General features: G+C 59.8%; 15 protein-coding genes. 3 read left to right on the top strand and 12 right to left on the bottom strand.

From position 1 onward, the window contains the following. Window positions 1-5: 5 nt before the first annotated feature. The 10 genes from MHX65_RS07165 to rimM form a co-directional block, all read right to left on the bottom strand. Entirely contained in the window at window positions 6-656 is a 651-nt protein-coding gene (locus MHX65_RS07165; RefSeq protein WP_239269542.1) for a ribonuclease HII, read from the bottom strand. Next, window positions 634-1,371 carry a signal peptidase I gene (gene lepB / locus MHX65_RS07160; protein WP_239269473.1) on the bottom strand — a complete coding sequence of 246 codons (738 nt, stop codon included), beginning with the start codon at window positions 1,369-1,371 and terminating at the stop codon, window positions 634-636. Before lepB (MHX65_RS07160) ends, MHX65_RS07165 begins: the two co-directional genes overlap by 23 nt. Beyond that, window positions 1,349-2,044 (bottom strand): signal peptidase I, encoded by a 696-nt coding sequence (lepB, locus tag MHX65_RS07155; RefSeq protein ID WP_239269541.1) that lies wholly within the window; start codon window positions 2,042-2,044, stop codon window positions 1,349-1,351. The genes lepB (MHX65_RS07160) and lepB (MHX65_RS07155) overlap by 23 nt, the downstream gene beginning before the upstream one ends. A gap of 245 nt (window positions 2,045-2,289) precedes the next feature. Beyond that, the gene (gene rplS / locus MHX65_RS07150) at window positions 2,290-2,634 is read right to left on the bottom strand and encodes a 50S ribosomal protein L19 (protein WP_005278655.1); all 345 of its coding nucleotides are present in this window, start codon (window positions 2,632-2,634) and stop codon (window positions 2,290-2,292) included. Window positions 2,635-2,808: 174 nt separating this feature from the next. Next, window positions 2,809-5,016 carry a YhgE/Pip family protein gene (locus MHX65_RS07145; RefSeq protein ID WP_239269472.1) on the bottom strand — a complete coding sequence of 736 codons (2,208 nt, stop codon included), beginning with the start codon at window positions 5,014-5,016 and terminating at the stop codon, window positions 2,809-2,811. A gap of 260 nt (window positions 5,017-5,276) precedes the next feature. Continuing rightward, entirely contained in the window at window positions 5,277-7,601 is a 2,325-nt protein-coding gene (locus MHX65_RS07140; protein ID WP_239269471.1) for a Tex family protein, read from the bottom strand. Window positions 7,602-7,759: 158 nt separating this feature from the next. Continuing rightward, window positions 7,760-8,350, bottom strand: a complete 591-nt coding sequence (locus MHX65_RS07135) for a hypothetical protein (RefSeq protein WP_239269470.1) — start codon at window positions 8,348-8,350, stop codon at window positions 7,760-7,762. Between the two features lie 97 nt (window positions 8,351-8,447). Then, window positions 8,448-8,822, bottom strand: coding sequence for a hypothetical protein (locus MHX65_RS07130; RefSeq protein ID WP_239269469.1), 375 nt, complete (start codon window positions 8,820-8,822; stop codon window positions 8,448-8,450). Between the two features lie 5 nt (window positions 8,823-8,827). Further along, the gene (trmD, locus tag MHX65_RS07125; RefSeq protein WP_239269468.1) at window positions 8,828-9,718 is read right to left on the bottom strand and encodes a tRNA (guanosine(37)-N1)-methyltransferase TrmD; all 891 of its coding nucleotides are present in this window, start codon (window positions 9,716-9,718) and stop codon (window positions 8,828-8,830) included. Next, on the bottom strand, window positions 9,715-10,212 hold the full coding sequence (gene rimM, locus MHX65_RS07120) for a ribosome maturation factor RimM (protein ID WP_239269467.1): 498 nt from the start codon (window positions 10,210-10,212) through the stop codon (window positions 9,715-9,717). The genes trmD and rimM overlap by 4 nt, the downstream gene beginning before the upstream one ends. An 86-nt stretch (window positions 10,213-10,298) precedes the next feature. Between rimM and MHX65_RS07115 the strand changes: the two genes are divergently transcribed. Together MHX65_RS07115 and MHX65_RS07110 are read left to right on the top strand one after the other, a co-directional pair. Then, a complete protein-coding gene (locus MHX65_RS07115) occupies window positions 10,299-10,724 on the top strand; it encodes a cupin domain-containing protein (protein ID WP_239269466.1) in 426 nt (141 codons plus the stop codon). Between the two features lie 27 nt (window positions 10,725-10,751). After that, window positions 10,752-11,456 (top strand): TetR/AcrR family transcriptional regulator, encoded by a 705-nt coding sequence (locus MHX65_RS07110; RefSeq protein WP_239269465.1) that lies wholly within the window; start codon window positions 10,752-10,754, stop codon window positions 11,454-11,456. Window positions 11,457-11,621: 165 nt separating this feature from the next. On the opposite strand, the gene rpsP is transcribed toward MHX65_RS07110, so the two are convergent. Next, window positions 11,622-12,122: a 30S ribosomal protein S16 gene (rpsP, locus tag MHX65_RS07105; RefSeq protein WP_005283672.1), complete on the bottom strand. Its 501-nt coding sequence runs from the start codon at window positions 12,120-12,122 to the stop codon at window positions 11,622-11,624. 356 nt (window positions 12,123-12,478) lie between these two features. Between rpsP and MHX65_RS07100 the strand changes: the two genes are divergently transcribed. Next, window positions 12,479-14,746: an acyltransferase family protein gene (locus MHX65_RS07100; protein ID WP_239269464.1), complete on the top strand. Its 2,268-nt coding sequence runs from the start codon at window positions 12,479-12,481 to the stop codon at window positions 14,744-14,746. Between the two features lie 80 nt (window positions 14,747-14,826). Here MHX65_RS07100 and ffh read toward each other — a convergent pair whose 3' ends face one another. Continuing rightward, window positions 14,827-16,467: a signal recognition particle protein gene (ffh, locus tag MHX65_RS07095; protein WP_005278622.1), complete on the bottom strand. Its 1,641-nt coding sequence runs from the start codon at window positions 16,465-16,467 to the stop codon at window positions 14,827-14,829. Between the last annotated feature and the right edge of the window lie 40 nt (window positions 16,468-16,507).

Here is a 16,507-nt window from a genome sequence, read left to right as displayed (position 1 = left end):
TTTCGCTAGGCACGCGCAGTGAAGTGGGCATGCGCGCGCTGCACATTGCTGTAGCTCATGCGGTGTTCTGGACTCGCCCCCAAGGCGGCAATCGCGGCCTCGTGTGCCTTGGTTCCATAGCCCTTATGCCCAGCCAATCCATAACCTGGAAAGCGCTCGTCTAGATCCCGCATGAGGCGATCTCGGCTTACCTTGGCCAGCACGCTCGCCGCCGCGATGCACCGCGCCGCCGCGTCCCCACCGATGATGGGCAGGTGGGGTTGGGTGAGGCCGGGGATAAAGAGGGCATCGGAAAGCACATAGCCTGGGCGCTGTTCCAGGCGCGCTATCGCCCGGCGCATGCCTGAGGTATTGGCGTGCTGGATGCCGCGCTTGTCGATGTCCCCCGCACCAATATGCACCACAGACCAGTCTACAGCCTTGTCTTTGATGATGGGGAAGAGCTTTTCGCGCTGGCGGGGCGTGAGCTTTTTGGAATCAGTTAAGGTATCCAATTCGCTCACGATGCGCTCGGGCAGGATGCAGGCGGCGACGGTGACGGGGCCGCAGCACGCACCGCGGCCGGCCTCATCCACCCCGGCGACGGGGCCGAGCCCCGCCCGGGCCAACGCCACTTCAAAGGTGCGCTGCTGTTTAAGCCGCCGCATCCTGGATATCCGGATCGTCGATGCCGCCAAAGCGCGATACGGGCAGGATCACGGCTTCTACCTTGCCGCGCACGTTGTCCACCGGTACGGTGCCTTGCAGGTGATCGCCTATGTGCGCGCGAGAGTCCAGGGAATTGGTGCGGTTATCCCCCATGACCCACATATTGCCTTCTGGGACGGTCACGGGGCCAAAGTACTGGCCACCGCAAGCCTGCGAGCCGGAGCTGGGATCGACCGGGATCTCGGGCGGATCCAACGTGAAGCTCTGGTCTATCGGTGCACCATCCACCATCACCGCGGAATCGCCCTCCTCGCACTTGACCGTCTGACCCTCGGTAGCGATAACGCGCTTGACTAGGATATTTTCCCCATTGGGCAAAAGCCCCACCGACGCCAAGGCGTTTTGGGCGCCGCGCACAAGCACGTTATCGGAGCGCTGCACCTCAAATTCCGTATTCCAGGACTCAGGTCCTTCAAATACCACGACATCGCCCGGGTCCGGGTCGTGGAAGTAATAGCTCATCTTCTGCACCGCGATGCGGTCATTATCGCAGCCGGTACAACCATGCAGCGTGGGTTCCATCGACGCGGAGGGGATGACATACATCCGGCCGACGAATGCCTGCAATAAAACTAGGAGCACGAAGCCGCCTATGACCGGCGCAAGGAAATCGCGCGTGCGCAGGCGCTGTTGCTGTGGTTTAGCTTTGGATGTCTGGGTCATCGACCCCACCAATGCGGTTGAACGGCCAGAATACGAACTGCACCTTTCCGCGCACGTTATCTACGGGGATCGTGCCGTGGAAGTTATCGCCCATGTGGTAGCGCGAATCGGCAGACGCGGTGCGGTTATCCCCCATGACCCAGATATTATCCTCAGGCACCTTCACTGGGCCGAAATACGGGCCACCGCAGGCTTCCGATCCGGTCGATTCATCCACTGGGTAGGTCGGCGGATCCTGCACGTAGTCCTGCTTGATGGGCTTGCCATCCACCATGACGGCGGGATCGCCCTCTTGGCAGGACACCGTCTGTCCGCCGGTGGCGATAACGCGCTTGACCAGGGTATTTTCATCTGGTGGCGCCAAGGAGATAAAGCTCAGCGCATCCTGAATGCCGTGAATGACGGCATTGGATGAGCGCGGGGAGACGTAACTCCCGTTCCAGTCGTCGGTGCCCTTAAAGACCACGACATCGCCTGGCTCTGGGCCCTTATCGCCGTAGTAAGAGACCTTTTCTGTAAAGATGCGGTCATTCGTGCATCCCTCACAGCCATGCAGCGTCGGCTCCATGGATCCTGAGGGAATCACGTATTGGCGGCCGATGAAGTTTTGGAATAGCCCCACGACCACCAGCACGGAGACGACGACCACGAGAGTCTCCAGCCACCACGGCATTTGTTTTTTCTCCGTGGTTGATTCCTCCGCGGCCGCTTCTTTGCCCTGTGAGATGCTTTCGTTATTCACCCGTCAGATCCTAGCAACTGCGTGCCCGCGATCCGGATTGGCTCCCGTGACTGCGGGGCGATTCACAGGAAATCGAAATGATTCGAGGAGTGCACAATAAAAATCTCCCTTCCTTTCCGGCACTGTGTATGCAGGAAAGGAAGGGAGATAGGCGCTGCCCAGGGCGGGCGTTAGAACTAGCGACGCTCCTTGATGCGAGCCTTCTTGCCGCGCAGATCGCGCAGGTAGTACAGCTTCGCACGGCGAACGCGGCCGCGGCGGGAGACCTTGATGGACTCGAGGTTCGGGGAGTGAACCGGGAAGGTACGCTCTACGCCGATACCGAAGGAAACCTTACGCACGGTGAAGGTCTCGCGGATACCGGAGCCCTGGCGGCGGATGCAGATGCCCTTGAAGAGCTGTGCACGCTCGTTGTTACCCTCAATAACCTTGACGTTGACGTCGAGTGTATCGCCGGGGCGGAAGGACGGGATGTCGTCGCGCAGCTGTGCTGCATCGACCTTGTCGATAATGTTGGTCATACCAATATTCCTTTTCAGTTTGGGACAGAGGACCCTGGCGGCCGGAGGCCTGACCGGTTCGTGCCCGTTACATAGAACGATGGATTATCTTTCCATAGGAACCGGCCAATTCCAAATTCCTCTACTTCGCGGATTTACTACCCTACCTGGGGCGAGCCGGGCGCGCAGCACGCCTTAGGCAGGCATGGGCGAGCGGAGGATGGAGTGGTGCTCATCGAGGATCTTTGCCGTGCCCAGGTGCCGCGCCCGGAAGACCAAGTACGACGCCACCACGGCACCCACCGTGATGCTAAAGAGGATAATGATGCTGCTCCAGAAGGTGCCATCATGAATGCCGTCGGTGGCGCGGGTGAACGCGTCCTTGGCGTAGGACATCGGGTGGAAAGGGTGCAGCAGGCTGAGCGCGCGCGGAATCGCCAGGACCGGCCAGACCCCGCCAAAGACCATCCCGCCCAGGGCGAACGCGCCGGCGGCAAAGATCGAACCGATCTTGCGCCCGAAGGTAATCAGGAAGAACTGGTAGGTCGCCGCACCCACGGCGGAAATCGCGGCGAGTACGAGCGCAATCATGGACCAGCTTGCCGGCTGCCACCCCAAGGTGGAAGACATCAGGGCCATAAACGCCAGTATGACGAAGTTCAGGCCGGTCAGCGCGGCAAAGGCGTCGAATACGCTGCGGGCCGGGCTGGTGACGCGGGCTCCCCGGCGCGCCATGTAGTACGGCAGCGTCATCGCCAAGAGCAGCATGACGAGGAAGCCAAATACGAGCACGAAGAGCATGGAGGCGCCGCCGGTAATATTCTTTTCGGTCGGGTCCGCTGAGTTGACCACCGTCTGCACGGGGTGGACATTGGATGCGGTGAAGTTAATGGGTACTGCGATATTTTGCGCGGAATCCTCTGGGCGGGAAATGGTAGGTGCCTTGGCGGCGCCTTCGGCAAGCTTCGTGGATAGCTCGCCGGAGCCTTCCTGGAGGCGGTCCAAGCCGCCCTTGAGCTCGGCTCCGCCTTCAGCCAGGCGGCCGGTGCCCTCCTTGAGCGCGCCCGTGCCATCGTGGAGACGAGAGGCGCCATCCTGCAGGCGGGTCGCACCGTCCTGCAGCTGCGAGGTACCGTCACTGAGCTTGCCAACTCCGCCGCGCAGCTCCTTGATGCCATCGGATAGGCGGTGCGCACCGCCGTTCAGTGAGGTCAGCCCGCCGAGGTATTCCGACTGCGGGTCGGACAGGTTGTAGTGCAGCTGCCCGGTGCCTGCGGAAAGCTTCTCCAGCTGCCCCACCATATTTCCACTAGAGGCGGGATCGAGCCTGGATACCAACGAGTAGAGCTGATCCGCTTGCTGGGTCATGCCGAGCCCGCGCAGGATGTCTACCAGCTGGGTAAGGCCAGGAACCACGGCTTGGGCTTGCTTCAGCACGGGGATGAGCATGCCGGTGAGCTGATTGACCCCGGCGTCGATCTGGCCTGCACCATCGGCAAGGCGGCCGGTACCGGCAAGGAGCTTGTCGGAGCCATCGGCAAGCCGGGAGGCGCCGTCATCGAGGCGCGCTGCGCCATCACTAAGCTTGCCCGCACCATCATTCAACCGCACGACGCCGTCATTGAGCCGCGTCGTTCCGTTGAGGAGCTCGGCCGTGCCGTTATTGAGCGTGCCCGCACCGTTGTCGAGCTTGTTGATGCCCTCAACCGCGCGCCCGCCGCCCTCTTGCAGCTTTCCAGCGCCCTCATCAAGGCGCCCCGCGCCGTCCGCGGCATTGCCCAGGCCGTCGCTCAACTTAGTAAGTCCCTCAATAACCTGGTCGGCGTACTTTTTGGAAATGGCGTTTTCCACGCTCGTTTGCACCTGCGGAATGAGGCTGGAGGAAATCACCGAGCCATTCGTGCCGTAATAGTCATTCGTAGCGAAGTTGATCTCCGGTTTTTCGGGCTTATCGCTGATGATGGTCACGGCCTGCTCGGAAAAGTTCTTCGGAATCGTCACGACCATCAAGTACTTGCCCTTGACCAAGCCCTCTTCGCCGTCGTCCTTGTTGACCTCAGAGAATTTGAGGTAGTCAGTCTCTAGCAAGCCCTCGACCACCTGGTCGCCATAGTTGGTGTGCTTGCCCTGCTTGTCCACGCCCGCGTCTTCATTGACCACTGCGAGGTCAATATTGCGCATGTACTTGGATGGATCCCACATGGCCCACATCATGGTTCCGGCCACGATGATGGGCGCAACGAGGAAGAATACGATAAGCACCCGCGACAAAGCGCTGCGCGGGCGCCAATCCAGAAGGCGGTGCCAGCCCAGCACTCCCCGACCCTTGTTCCCCTCGCCGCTTATCGAAGGCATCGCTGCGGTGTCCTCGGCACCGTGACCGCTATCGGCCGCACGACTCATAGTTGTCTCCTTATGGCAGTAGTTCGACGCCCCGTTGTCTCATCCACCCAGGAGTGCCTCGCTAAAGCGGGGAGAAGCAGGACGCCATTTACTTAGTTTTGCCAAACTTACCATTATTGAACGGGAGAGGCCGCATCGGCTGCGATGTCGCGGGAAAATTTCTTCTGCGCGTGCGCGGTTGGCGGGACGAATGCCCCGCCCCCACCACCGCAGCAGGCAGCGGCCCTCCACCGCGCGGCTGATGGGGCCGATGTCGGTAGCTAGAAGCCTGCCTTCTTCAGGGCATCCGCCATGGTCCCCTTGGCTGCCGGGCGCCCGCGGGAGCCACCGCGGTCGGAGTTGCGTCCGCCCTTCTTCCCCGCTGCGCGCGAAGGCTTTTGACCGCCACGCTTGCCAGATCCGCGCTGTGAGTCACCGCCGCGGCGCTTCGGCGCGGGCTGGCCTGGCTCATCATCCAGCCGCAGCGTTAGGCCGATGCGCTGGCGATCGACGTCAACCTCCATCACCTTGACTTTGACCACCTGGCCGGAGCGCACGACCTCGTGCGGATCGGAGACAAATTGATGGCTCATCGCAGAGACATGGACGAGGCCGTCCTGATGCACGCCGACATCCACAAACGCGCCAAAAGCCGCCACGTTGGAGACCGTGCCCTCCAACACCATGCCTGGGGTGAGGTCAGAGACCTTATGCACGCCTTCTTTAAAGGTGGCGGTCTTAAACTCAGGGCGCGGATCGCGGCCGGGTTTATCCAGCTCGGCGATGATATCGCTCACGGTTGGGATGCCGAAGGTCTCGTCTGCGAAATCGGCGGGATCCAGCTTGTCCAGCACCCGGGCATTGCCAATGAGCTCGCCGATGCCCAGCCCCGTCTGCTCCGCGATCCGCGTCACGATGGGATAGGCCTCGGGGTGAACCGCGGACGCATCGAGCGGGTCCGCTCCCCTATTAATGCGCAGGAAGCCGGCGGACTGTTCAAAGGCCTTCGGTCCCAGGCGCGGCACCTTCTTCAGTTCCTTGCGGGTGGCAAAAGAGCCATTGTCATTGCGGTAGGCCACGATATTGGCGGCGATGGTGGGGTTTACGCCCGCCACGCGCTCCAAGAGCGGCGCCGAGGCTGTATTGAGGTCAACGCCAACGCCATTGACGGCGCTTTCCACCACGCCGTCCAGCGTCCGCGCCAGCGACGTCTGGTTCACATCGTGCTGATACTGGCCCACACCGATGGCCTTCGGATCGATTTTCACTAGCTCTGCCAGCGGATCCTGGAGGCGCCGGGCGATGGAGACCGCCCCGCGCAGCGAGACGTCCATATCGGGAAATTCCTCCGCCGCCAGCTGCGATGCGGAGTAGACCGATGCTCCGGATTCGGAGACAACGACGGGCGTCGGACGCTGGCTGCCAGCCTGCTTGAGCAGGTCAGCAATCTCGTGCGCAAGCTTTTCCGTTTCCCTGGAGGCAGTGCCATTGCCGATGGCCATGAGGTCGACCGAGTGCCGTGCGCACAGCGTGGACAGGACCTGCACCGCCTGCGACCACTGGTTTTGGGGCTGGTGGGGATAAACGATGGTCGTATCGAGCACCTTGCCCGTTTTATCCACCACGGCGCACTTGGTGCCGTTGCGGTAGCCCGGATCGAGGCCGATGGTCGCGCGCTGGCCCGCGGGGGCGGCGAGCAGCACGTCGCGCAGGTTCGTGGCAAAGACCTCGAGCGCGCCTTCTTCTGCCACTTCTTTCAAGCGCATGCGCACATCCAGGCTGGAGGAAACATACAATTTGGTGCGCCATCCCCAGTGCACGGCATTATCCAGCCACGCGGAGCTGCGATCCAGATCGAAGCGATCCGCAATGAGGTCCTCGTAGTCGGCGTCATCACCGGCGTCCAGGTGCAGCTGGAGCACGCCCTCGTTCTCCCCGCGCAGTAGCGCCAGGATGCGGTGAGAGGGCAGCGAAGAAAAGGGCTCGTTGAAGTCGAAGTAATCCTTGAACTTCGCCCCCTCGGCTTCCTTTCCCTCTACCACCTGCGCTTGCATGGCACCCTGGTCAAACATGCGCTCGCGCACGCCTCCCACCAAGTCCGCATCGAGTGCGAAGCGATCGATGAGGATGGAGCGCGCCCCCTCGAGCGCCTTCTTGGTATCGGGAAAACCTTCCGTGAGATAGCTCTGCGCTAATTCCTCGGGCTGGGCCGCCGGCTGCGCGATCAGCTTGTCGGTCAAGTCTTCCAAGCCGGCGTCGCGGGCGATATCAGCCTTTGTCTTGCGGCGCTTTTTATACGGCAGATACAAATCTTCGAGCCGCGCCTTGGTATCGCAGGCAAGGATTTGGCTACGCAGGTCATCGCTAAGCTTGCCCTGCTCCTCGATGGCGGCAAGGATCGTCTCTTTGCGCTCTTCTAGCTCGCGCAGGTAGGTGGCCCGCTCTTCGATGGTGCGCAATTGCGCATCATCCAAACCACCCGTGACCTCCTTGCGGTAGCGCGCAATGAAAGGCACGGTATTTCCCTCCGCCAGGAGCTTCAGCGCCGTCGAAACCTGGGTTTCTTGAGCGCCGATCTCCGCCGCGATGGTGGCCGCAATATTCACGTAGATTCCTCACACTTCTATTTCACAGCTTGGCATGGGACCCACCCAATTTACCGCATGCCTTGTCCACTGCCCCGGTCTGCCGCCGCGGGGCACACAAAAATCCTCTCCCTCCCGCACGCTAAACGCAGGAAGAAGAGGAACGGACGTGCTCGGTTTTAGTGGATGACTACCTTGGCCCTATCGCCGCCGGAGCAGCTCACCCGCGAGGAATTACCCGAGCAGTACATCGTGTAGGTACCGCCGGTAGTCGGCGAATAGACGCTCAAGGTGGCATCCGTTCCGCCACCGGACATCCAGTTATTCATGAAGGTGTCATAGACGTTTTTGGCAAACGGATCTGACGTTTTGCTCGAGGCAGCATAATAGCTCGTGTAATCGCCCCATGAATGCCCATTGCCGCTGCTCACAGGCGCCTGTGCCGGGGCGGGCGCGGGGGCCTGCTCGGTCTTGGTTACGGTAGCTTCACTGCCCGACTTCCCGTCGTCCTTGTCCTCGACCTTTGTGGTGTCAACCTTTTGCTGGAATTGGCTTTCCTGCGCGGTGGCGCTGGAGTTATCGCCATTTCCCTTCACAAAAAAGAACGCCGCAGCGGCGATGGCTAAAAGCGCCACGACTCCCAAAATGATCGCCGCAACCATGGCTCCATTCCCGCCACGGCTCTGTTGGGGCTGAGAATACGCGGGGTACTGATTGTACTGCGGTTGTTGGTTGTATCCGCCAAAGTCATGTCCGTTGGGAGAAGTCATGCGAGAGAATCCTTGAAGAGCAAGTAAAAATGCGAGTGTGTGCTGCACTTACAGTATCACTGCCCTGCACCGATACAAGTCTTCTTAGGGCATTATCCTAATTTTCTTCGCTGGACTCTGCGCGCCATACCGGCTTGGCCGACCACGCGAATTCGGTATGGCCAATTTCCGTGCTCCCCAACCACGCGGCGGTGGGCGGCAGGCAAGTGGCAACCATGGGCGCGACGGAGGGCAGGGGTGCTGCGGTATCGCCATTGACGATGACCCGCCACAGCGGCGTCCCCTCCGCCGGGGTTTCATTGCTGAGTTCATATTCCTGGGCGAGCGGGCTATCTGCCGGCGGCGACGGGGCAACCACGGCGGCAAAGATGCTCTCCGGTACAAAGCCTGCGCTGCGCAATTTCTGTGGCATGCCTGCCTGGTATGCTTCCCATACTTCCTGGGGCATCAGCACAGAAAGATCCACGCTCACCTGCACTACTGTGCCTCTCCTTCAGATTCACGCTCGCGCACGTGCGCTAAATATGCCTTGTCCGCCTTGCTCAATTCCACGTGATCCAATAACTCGGGGCGGCGCTGCCACGTGCGCTCCAATGCTTGTTCCCTGCGCCACCGGTCCACCAGCCCATGGTTTCCAGAGGTCAGAACCTCCGGAACCGCAAGCCCGCGCCACTCCCGCGGCTTGGTATAGCTTGGACCCTCTAACAGGCCATCAGAAAAAGAATCCTCCTCATGCGAGCGCTTATTGCCCAATACCCCCGGAATAAGCCGGACGACGGCCTCTGCAATCACCAGTACCGCAACTTCCCCGCCGATGAGCACATAGTCCCCGATGGATACCTCCCGAACGCGGTAGCGCTTCTTTGCATCTTCAACCACGCGCTGGTCGATGCCCTCGTAACGCCCACAGGCAAAAACAATATGCTCCTCGGTAGACCATGCCCGGGCATCCGCCTGGGTAAAAGGCGCCCCAGCCGGGGTGGGCACCAAGAGCAGCGGGAGGCCTTCATCTTCGCTGCCGCTTTCTCGCTCGCCTTGTGCCGCCTCAGCGCCATATGCCTGGGCTTCGACGCCTTCTAGTTCATCGTGGCGCGGACGGTTTAGGTGCGGCAACGAGGACTCGAGGGTGGGAGCGGTGGTCCCAAGTGCGACATCGTCAAGCGCAGGGCCCCAAACCTCCGGCTTCATGACCATTCCTGGGCCGCCGCCAAAGGGCGAGTCATCGACCGATTTATGCGCATCCGTGGCCCACTGCCGCAGATCGTGCACGCCCACCTCAAGGCGGCCCTGCTCGATGGCTTTTCCTAAAAGAGCGTGGCGCAGCGGCTGCAGATATTCCGGGAAGATGGTCACTACATCGAGCCTCATAGGTCCAACAGCCCTTCCGGGGGTTCGATGGTGCAGGTGCCGGCTTCCACATCGACCTCTGGGACTATGGCATGGACAAAGGGCACCAAGGCGGAGCTACCCTTAGACAGCTCAACCTCTAAGAGGTCTTGGCTAGGCCCGTGCACGACGGAAGCTACAGCACCGATGTCTTCCCCGTCGCGGATAACGCGCAAGCCTTCGAGCTCATAATCATAAAAGCCCTCGTCGTCATCTTCTAATGGGGCGGCGAAAAATTGGGTACCGCGCAGACTATCCGCTTGGGTGCGATCAGCAATTTCCTTGCACGTCACCAAAAGCCGCCCCTTGTGGCTGCGCACCGCAGAGATGGTCAATTCGTGCTCCTTGCGGCCCTGCCTGCCCTGCAGTTTTTCTCCCACCGCAAAGCGCACCTCGGGCTCATCGGTGGTGGGCTCTACCACCACTTCTCCCTTGATTCCGTGCGACTTAATGACGCGCCCAATCATCAATTCCATGGCGCAGAGTTTACCGCATGCACCCCGTTGCCTTTATCTCCTGCCGCGTTCCCCACAATCCGGCCGCTAAGGATTAGGCTTGTGGCATGAACGACTCACCCAGCCCAGCTTCCGAGCCACGCGGTGCACATCAGGAGGCACCGCACTCGCCCTTGATCGACCTTGACCTCGTAGCCTTGGCGCCTGCCACCGATCCTGAACGCAAGCGCCCTGGGGTCAAGCGGGTCTTAAACGGTGAGCGCGCAAACCTCATCCTTTTTAGCTTCGCACCGGGGCAAACCTTGCCGGACCACAAAGCCGCCCACCCGATTACCGTGCAGGCCATACGCGGCGAGGTGAATTTCACCTGCGGGGAGAAAACGGTCACCCTATCCCCGGGTAGGATTGTGCATTTGCCGGCCTATAAAGTACATAGCGTTGCCGCGCCCCTACCGGAGATGGATTCGAATTCGCCCGCAGAACAGGCGGACGCGCAGCCTGCACTGATGCTTCTAACGATGCTTACAGGCTAATTGAAATACAGACTATTAGGACAGATTTTGGATACAACGCAGTCTCATAACAAGCCTTATCACCACGGAAACCTCCACGACGAGCTGCTGCGCATCGCCGTGCAATTAGGCAAAGAAAAAGGCCCCGAGGCTATCACTATCCGCGCCGTTACCCGCGCGGCAGGAGTGTCCCCTACATCTGCCTACCGGCACTTTAAGGACCAGGAAGAGCTGCACGATAAGGTGGCCGAACTCGCCACCGATGAGCTCGTGCGCCGCCTGCACCGCACCACCAATGAATCTGGTGACCTCGCCTTCCCCGATCACCTCGTGCAGATAGGTTTTGCCTACCTCGACTTTGCCTTGGATGAAACGAATTTCTTCCGCTGCATGCTGGAGTGGAAGGCGCTGCGCTTTATGCTTGGCGTAGACCCTTCGACTCCCGATGATCCAAAAAGCGAGCACCTGAATATGATTCAGCGCTACTTCGATCTCTTGGCCCGCCACGCCCAGGCCCTCGGCCAAACGCCCAATAAAGAATATTTCCTACACAATAGCTTGCTGTCGTGGTCCGCCGTCCACGGGTTTACCGTACTTGCCATTGATGGGCCCCTGTCTAAACTGCCGCGGGAGGAAATCTATAAGCTGTTTAAGCCTGTCGTCGCAGGCAGCCTGCGCGGAATGGATTTTGAAGATCCGGGCGATGTATACGCCAATTACCCCGAATTACGGCCGCGCGATGAGGAGCGTTAGGCACTAGCGCGGTGCGGCCGCGCGGCGTACACGCGGCGTTTACGCGCGCAAAATCCCCCACTCGCCATCGCTGGTAAATACCGCGATGACGGGTGGGGGATGAAGTTTATGCAGCTTATACACAGCGCCCCTTATCAATAAAGGGGCGCTGGAAACCCAAGCAGATTACTCTGCGGACTCCTCAGAAGCTTCTGCCTCAGCATCTGCTTCGCCGGCAGCAGCGGCGGCAGCCTCAGCTGCAGCGGCCTCTTCAGCTTCCTTCTTCTTCTTTGCTTCTTCCTTGGCCTTCTTCTTTTCGGTGATGGCCTCGATGGTTGGGCCGTTATTAGCCTCAGCCAATGCCTCGTTGAAGAGGTCCAGCTTGGACTTCTTCTCCTCGGCAACCTTCAAGGTGCCTTCGGCACCCGGCAGGCCCTTGTGCTTCTGCCAGTCACCGGTGACCTTCAGCAGTGCCAAGACCGGCTCGGTGGGCTGTGCACCAACGGACAGCCAGTGCTGTGCGCGCTCGGAGTCGATCTTGATGAGGGAAGGCTCTTCCTTCGGGTGGTAGATGCCGATGTTCTCGATGACCTTGCCGCTGCGGCGGGTACGAGCATCAGCGATAACTACGCGGTATTCAGCGGCGCGAATCTTACCTACGCGCTGCAGTTTAATTTTGACAGCCATGATGGCTCCTTTTCTAGTCACTGGGCAGTTCAGACACGCGCTGTTTAGCACGCCGGTTCAACCCTTGGATTTTATCTGCGCGTGACGTACCGGCCGACCGTAGACGGGAACGGTGTTACGCAGAATGAAACGTCTCATTATCATCAGCAGTTCGCACCACTGCGATAACCCGAACCATTTTAGCGTGTGCAGGCAGTATTTTAAAATCTTCGCGTCTCCCGCATTTTACGTTGCCCCGTTATGCTTTCGAGACCTTTAAAGAGTACCCTTATTAGCCGAATGTAAACCTTTGCCACAGAAGGCTTTGAAATACGCCGCGTTTGTTTTCCATGAACAAGCGCACGAAATGACGTTTTATGACAAAAGATTCTCCACGCAACTTTCGATACCGCTATGACCTCGATGGTCTGCGCGGTATCGCAATTGGCCTCGTAGTTATCTACCACGTCTTTGTCGGTCGTGTATCTGGCGGCGTGGATGTCTTCTTACTGCTTTCCGGTTATTTCTTCTTAGGCTCGCAGCTGCGCTATGCCGGAAAGTCCAACGCCTCCTTGAACCCATGGTGGCCAATCTGGCGCACGTTGCGCCGCTTGGTACCAAGCCTCGTCCTAGTCATCGGTGTGACGTATATATTGGTGCGCCTTTTCACGCCGCAGCTCATGCGCACTGAATTTACCCAGCAAATTACGGCAACCATGCTGTATTACCAGAACTGGGAGCTGGCGCGTCAAAACGCTGACTACACTGCGGCCGCCGCCGATACTTCCCCGCTGCAGCATATGTGGTCAATGTCCGTGCAGGGCCAGTTCTACCTGATGGGCATTGCCTTTGCCCTCATCCTGGCCGCGATTATGAAATGGCGTCCGCAGCATTCTTCGCTGCGGACCAGCCGCTTCCCTACGGTCAACCAAATCGCCGGCCCCATTCTCATCGTGGTGACCATCGTGTCCTTTGCCTATGCCTCGCGCCATGGGCTGCACGGAACGCCGGAAAACTATTACTCCACGTGGTCGCGTGCCTGGGAGTTGACCCTCGGTGCGGTTCTAGCCATCTACGGTTCCGCATGGAAGATTCCTGCACGTTTTTATGACCTGTTTACCGGCCTCGGCCTTTTCATGCTGGTCTTTACCGGCGCCATCATCGCAGAGACCACCGCCTACCCAGGACCGCTCTCGCTTTTGCCTTTGGGCGGTGCCGTGCTCATCATCTTGGGCGGTGGCGGCAAGATCTCCAAGGCCATGGCCTCTAAGAAGGCACGCTGGCTGGGCGATATCGCCTATCCGCTGTATCTATGGCACTGGCCGCTGCTTATTTTGTCCACCTCCTACTTGGGCCAGCAGACCCCGTCGTGGTGGCTGGGTATCATTATCATTGCCATCTCCCTGCTGCTTGCAGATATCACGCATCGCTTCATCGAACGCCCCCTGCGCCAGCACCGCAAGCGCCCCTTGGCAGAGGACCTCCCAGCCCACAAGGCAATCTCTAGTCTGTCCACCCGTGCCGGTGCCGGTCGAGCCATCGGCGGTGTCGTGGTCGCCAGCTGCGTCACGGCGCTGCTTCTCATTCAGCCGCTGTGGCTGCGCACCCTTAATATCGCCGACGCGGAAACACTTAATCCCCGGCTATATCCCGGCGCTACCACGTTCATCAATGACATCACCCCGCCGGACGGAGTAGAGATCAAACCTGATCCCGTCGTTGCTGGAGGAATCGAGCCACCGGTTGCTGCAAACTGGTGCTTCGTGCCCGATACTCAGCCCGCTGATTTCTTCTTTGAAACGCGCAGGGACGGCAAGACCCCCTGCATTTTCGGCGACACTACTGCCGAAAAGGAAGTCTATTTGGTGGGAGGATCCCACGCGGAGCAATACTCCTCTGCCCTCGACCGCCTGGGCCGAGAGATGGGTTTCAAGCTGGTTCCCCTCTTGCGCCAAGGTTGCCCCATCGAGCTTGGCGATGACGTCACGGTCAGCCCCGATTGCGCCGAGTGGGGTGAACTGGTCATGGACCGCATTGCCGAAGCCAAGCCAGAGTTGGTTATCTCCAATACCACCCGCCCGCAAAACGAGTTTGGGCATGGCCCCGATGCGGTGCCCGCCGGCTACCAAGCCTTCTGGGATGAGCTGTCCAAGCGCGATATTCCTTTCTTGGGCTTCCGCGATAACCCGTGGGGATTCGACGAGGACGGAGAGCCGCGCGAATTCGATGAGTGCTACGTTGCCAACGAGGACGCTGTGGGCTGTGGCATGCGGTTCGAGCAGGTCTACCAACCTTATGATCCAGGCGCTGTAGTCCTATCGCAGTATGAGAACATGCTGTCCCTCGATACCGCGCCGTGGTTCTGCGATACTAATGGCGATTGCCCGGTCATCATCGGCAACACCATGGTCTACCGCGATATGCACCACATCACCAATGCCTTTGCGGATTCCGCGATGCCGATGATCCGAGAAGCCCTCACCCCCTTCTTGAACGGCGAAAAGGTCCAACAAGAGGCGCCAGAAATCTCCCCTGAAGAGGCGGAGGCAGCACTAGAGGAATCGCCAGCTTCCCCCACCACCGGTGGCGCGCGGCGCGCCAACCCAGTGCCGTACCCCAATACCCCGGAAAACGATCCGGTGTAAACGCTCCCCGCGACGGCACGCACAAAGGTGGCCCATTACCTGTAAGCAATGGGCCACCTTCTATTTATTTCTCTGCGCGGCTACTTTTTACCCTTGCCAAAGTTGAGGTTATCGAGGTCGATATTCTCCATGCCTTTAGGCATCTTGGGCATACCGGGAATCTTTCCACCGCCGAGGCCACCGGCACCGCCAGCGCCTCCCATCTGCTGTTGCAGCTGCTGTAGCTCTTCCATCGACGGCATACCGCCGCCCATGCCTGGCATACCGCCCGGCATCTTGGGTCCGCGGTTGCCACCGCCGCCCTTGCCCTTCTTGCGCTTGCCGTTCTTGCCCTTGCGGCCCTTAGGCTTTTTCTTGGTGGCAGAACGTCCGCCACCTCCCATGCCAAATTGGCCGGCCATCTTGGACATCATCTTCTTGGCCTGGTTGAAGCGCTCGATGAGCTGGTTGACCTCGGAAACGCTCACACCGGAACCATTGGCGATGCGCTTGCGGCGCGATGCGTTCAAAATCTTCGGGTTCTCGCGCTCTTCTGGGGTCATACCGCGGATGATGGCCTGGATGCGATCCAGCTGCTTTTCATCCACCATGGCGGCCATCTCATTCATCTGCTTGCCGCCAGGCATCATCTTCAGCAAGTTGCCAATCGGACCCATCTTGCGGATCATCAGCATCTGGTCCAAGAAGTCATTCAGCGTCAGCTCGCCGGAGCCAAGCTTAGAGGCCGCTTCCTCGGCCTTCTGGTGATCCAGGGTGGCTTCCGCCTGCTCAATTAGGGAGAGCAGATCACCCATGCCCAGGATGCGGCTGGACATGCGCTCTGGGTGGAAGACATCGAAATCATCGAGCTTCTCACCGGTAGAGGCATACAAAATCGGCTTGCCGGTCACCTCACGAATGGACAGAGCTGCACCACCGCGAGCGTCACCATCCAGCTTCGTGAGAACCACGCCGGTAAAGTCCACGCCATCGCGGAAGGCCTCCGCCGTTTGCACGGCGTCCTGACCAATCATGGAGTCGATGACGAACAGCACTTCATCCGGGTTTACGGCGTCGCGGATATTGCGCGCCTGCGTCATCAAGGTTTCATCAATGCCCAAGCGGCCGGCGGTATCGATGATGACCACATCGTGCTGCTTCTGCTTCGCCTCAGCAATACCGCGCTTGGCGACGTCCACCGGGTCCCCGTGCGAGGTACCCATCTCGTGGTCATTGGAATCCAGGGAGGTACCTGGGTCTGGGGCAAAGGTAGGGACCTCCGCGCGCTCGCCGACGATCTGCAGCTGCTGCACAGCGCCTGGGCGCTGCAAATCACAGGCCACGAGCATCGGGGTGTGCCCCTGCTTCGTGAGGTGCTTGGCCAATTTACCGGCCAGGGTGGTTTTACCAGCACCTTGCAGACCGGCCAGCATGATGACGGTCGGAGGATTCTTGGCCAGGTTCAACCGGCGGGTTTCGCCGCCTAGGATCTCAATGAGCTCCTCATTGACGATCTTGACCACCTGTTGGGCGGGGTTGAGCGCCTCAGATACTTCCGCGCCGCGCGCGCGTTCCTTGATGCGCTTGATAAACCCGCGCACCACCGTCAGAGAAACGTCAGCTTCCAGCAATGCCAAGCGAATCTCACGAGTCGTGGCGTTGATATCCGCCTCAGTTAATTTGCCCTTGCCGCGCAGGCCCGCCAGGGCTGACTGTAGGCGGTCTGATAGTGAGTCAAACACTACGGATGCGCTCCCTTAAATTAGATCGATCTAAAGTTCA

This window comes from Corynebacterium sp. ACRPS, assembly GCF_022346005.1.
Classification (GTDB): domain Bacteria; phylum Actinomycetota; class Actinomycetes; order Mycobacteriales; family Mycobacteriaceae; genus Corynebacterium.
Note: the sequence above shows the minus strand (reverse complement) of the source record. Positions and strands in the feature narration are given on the sequence as shown.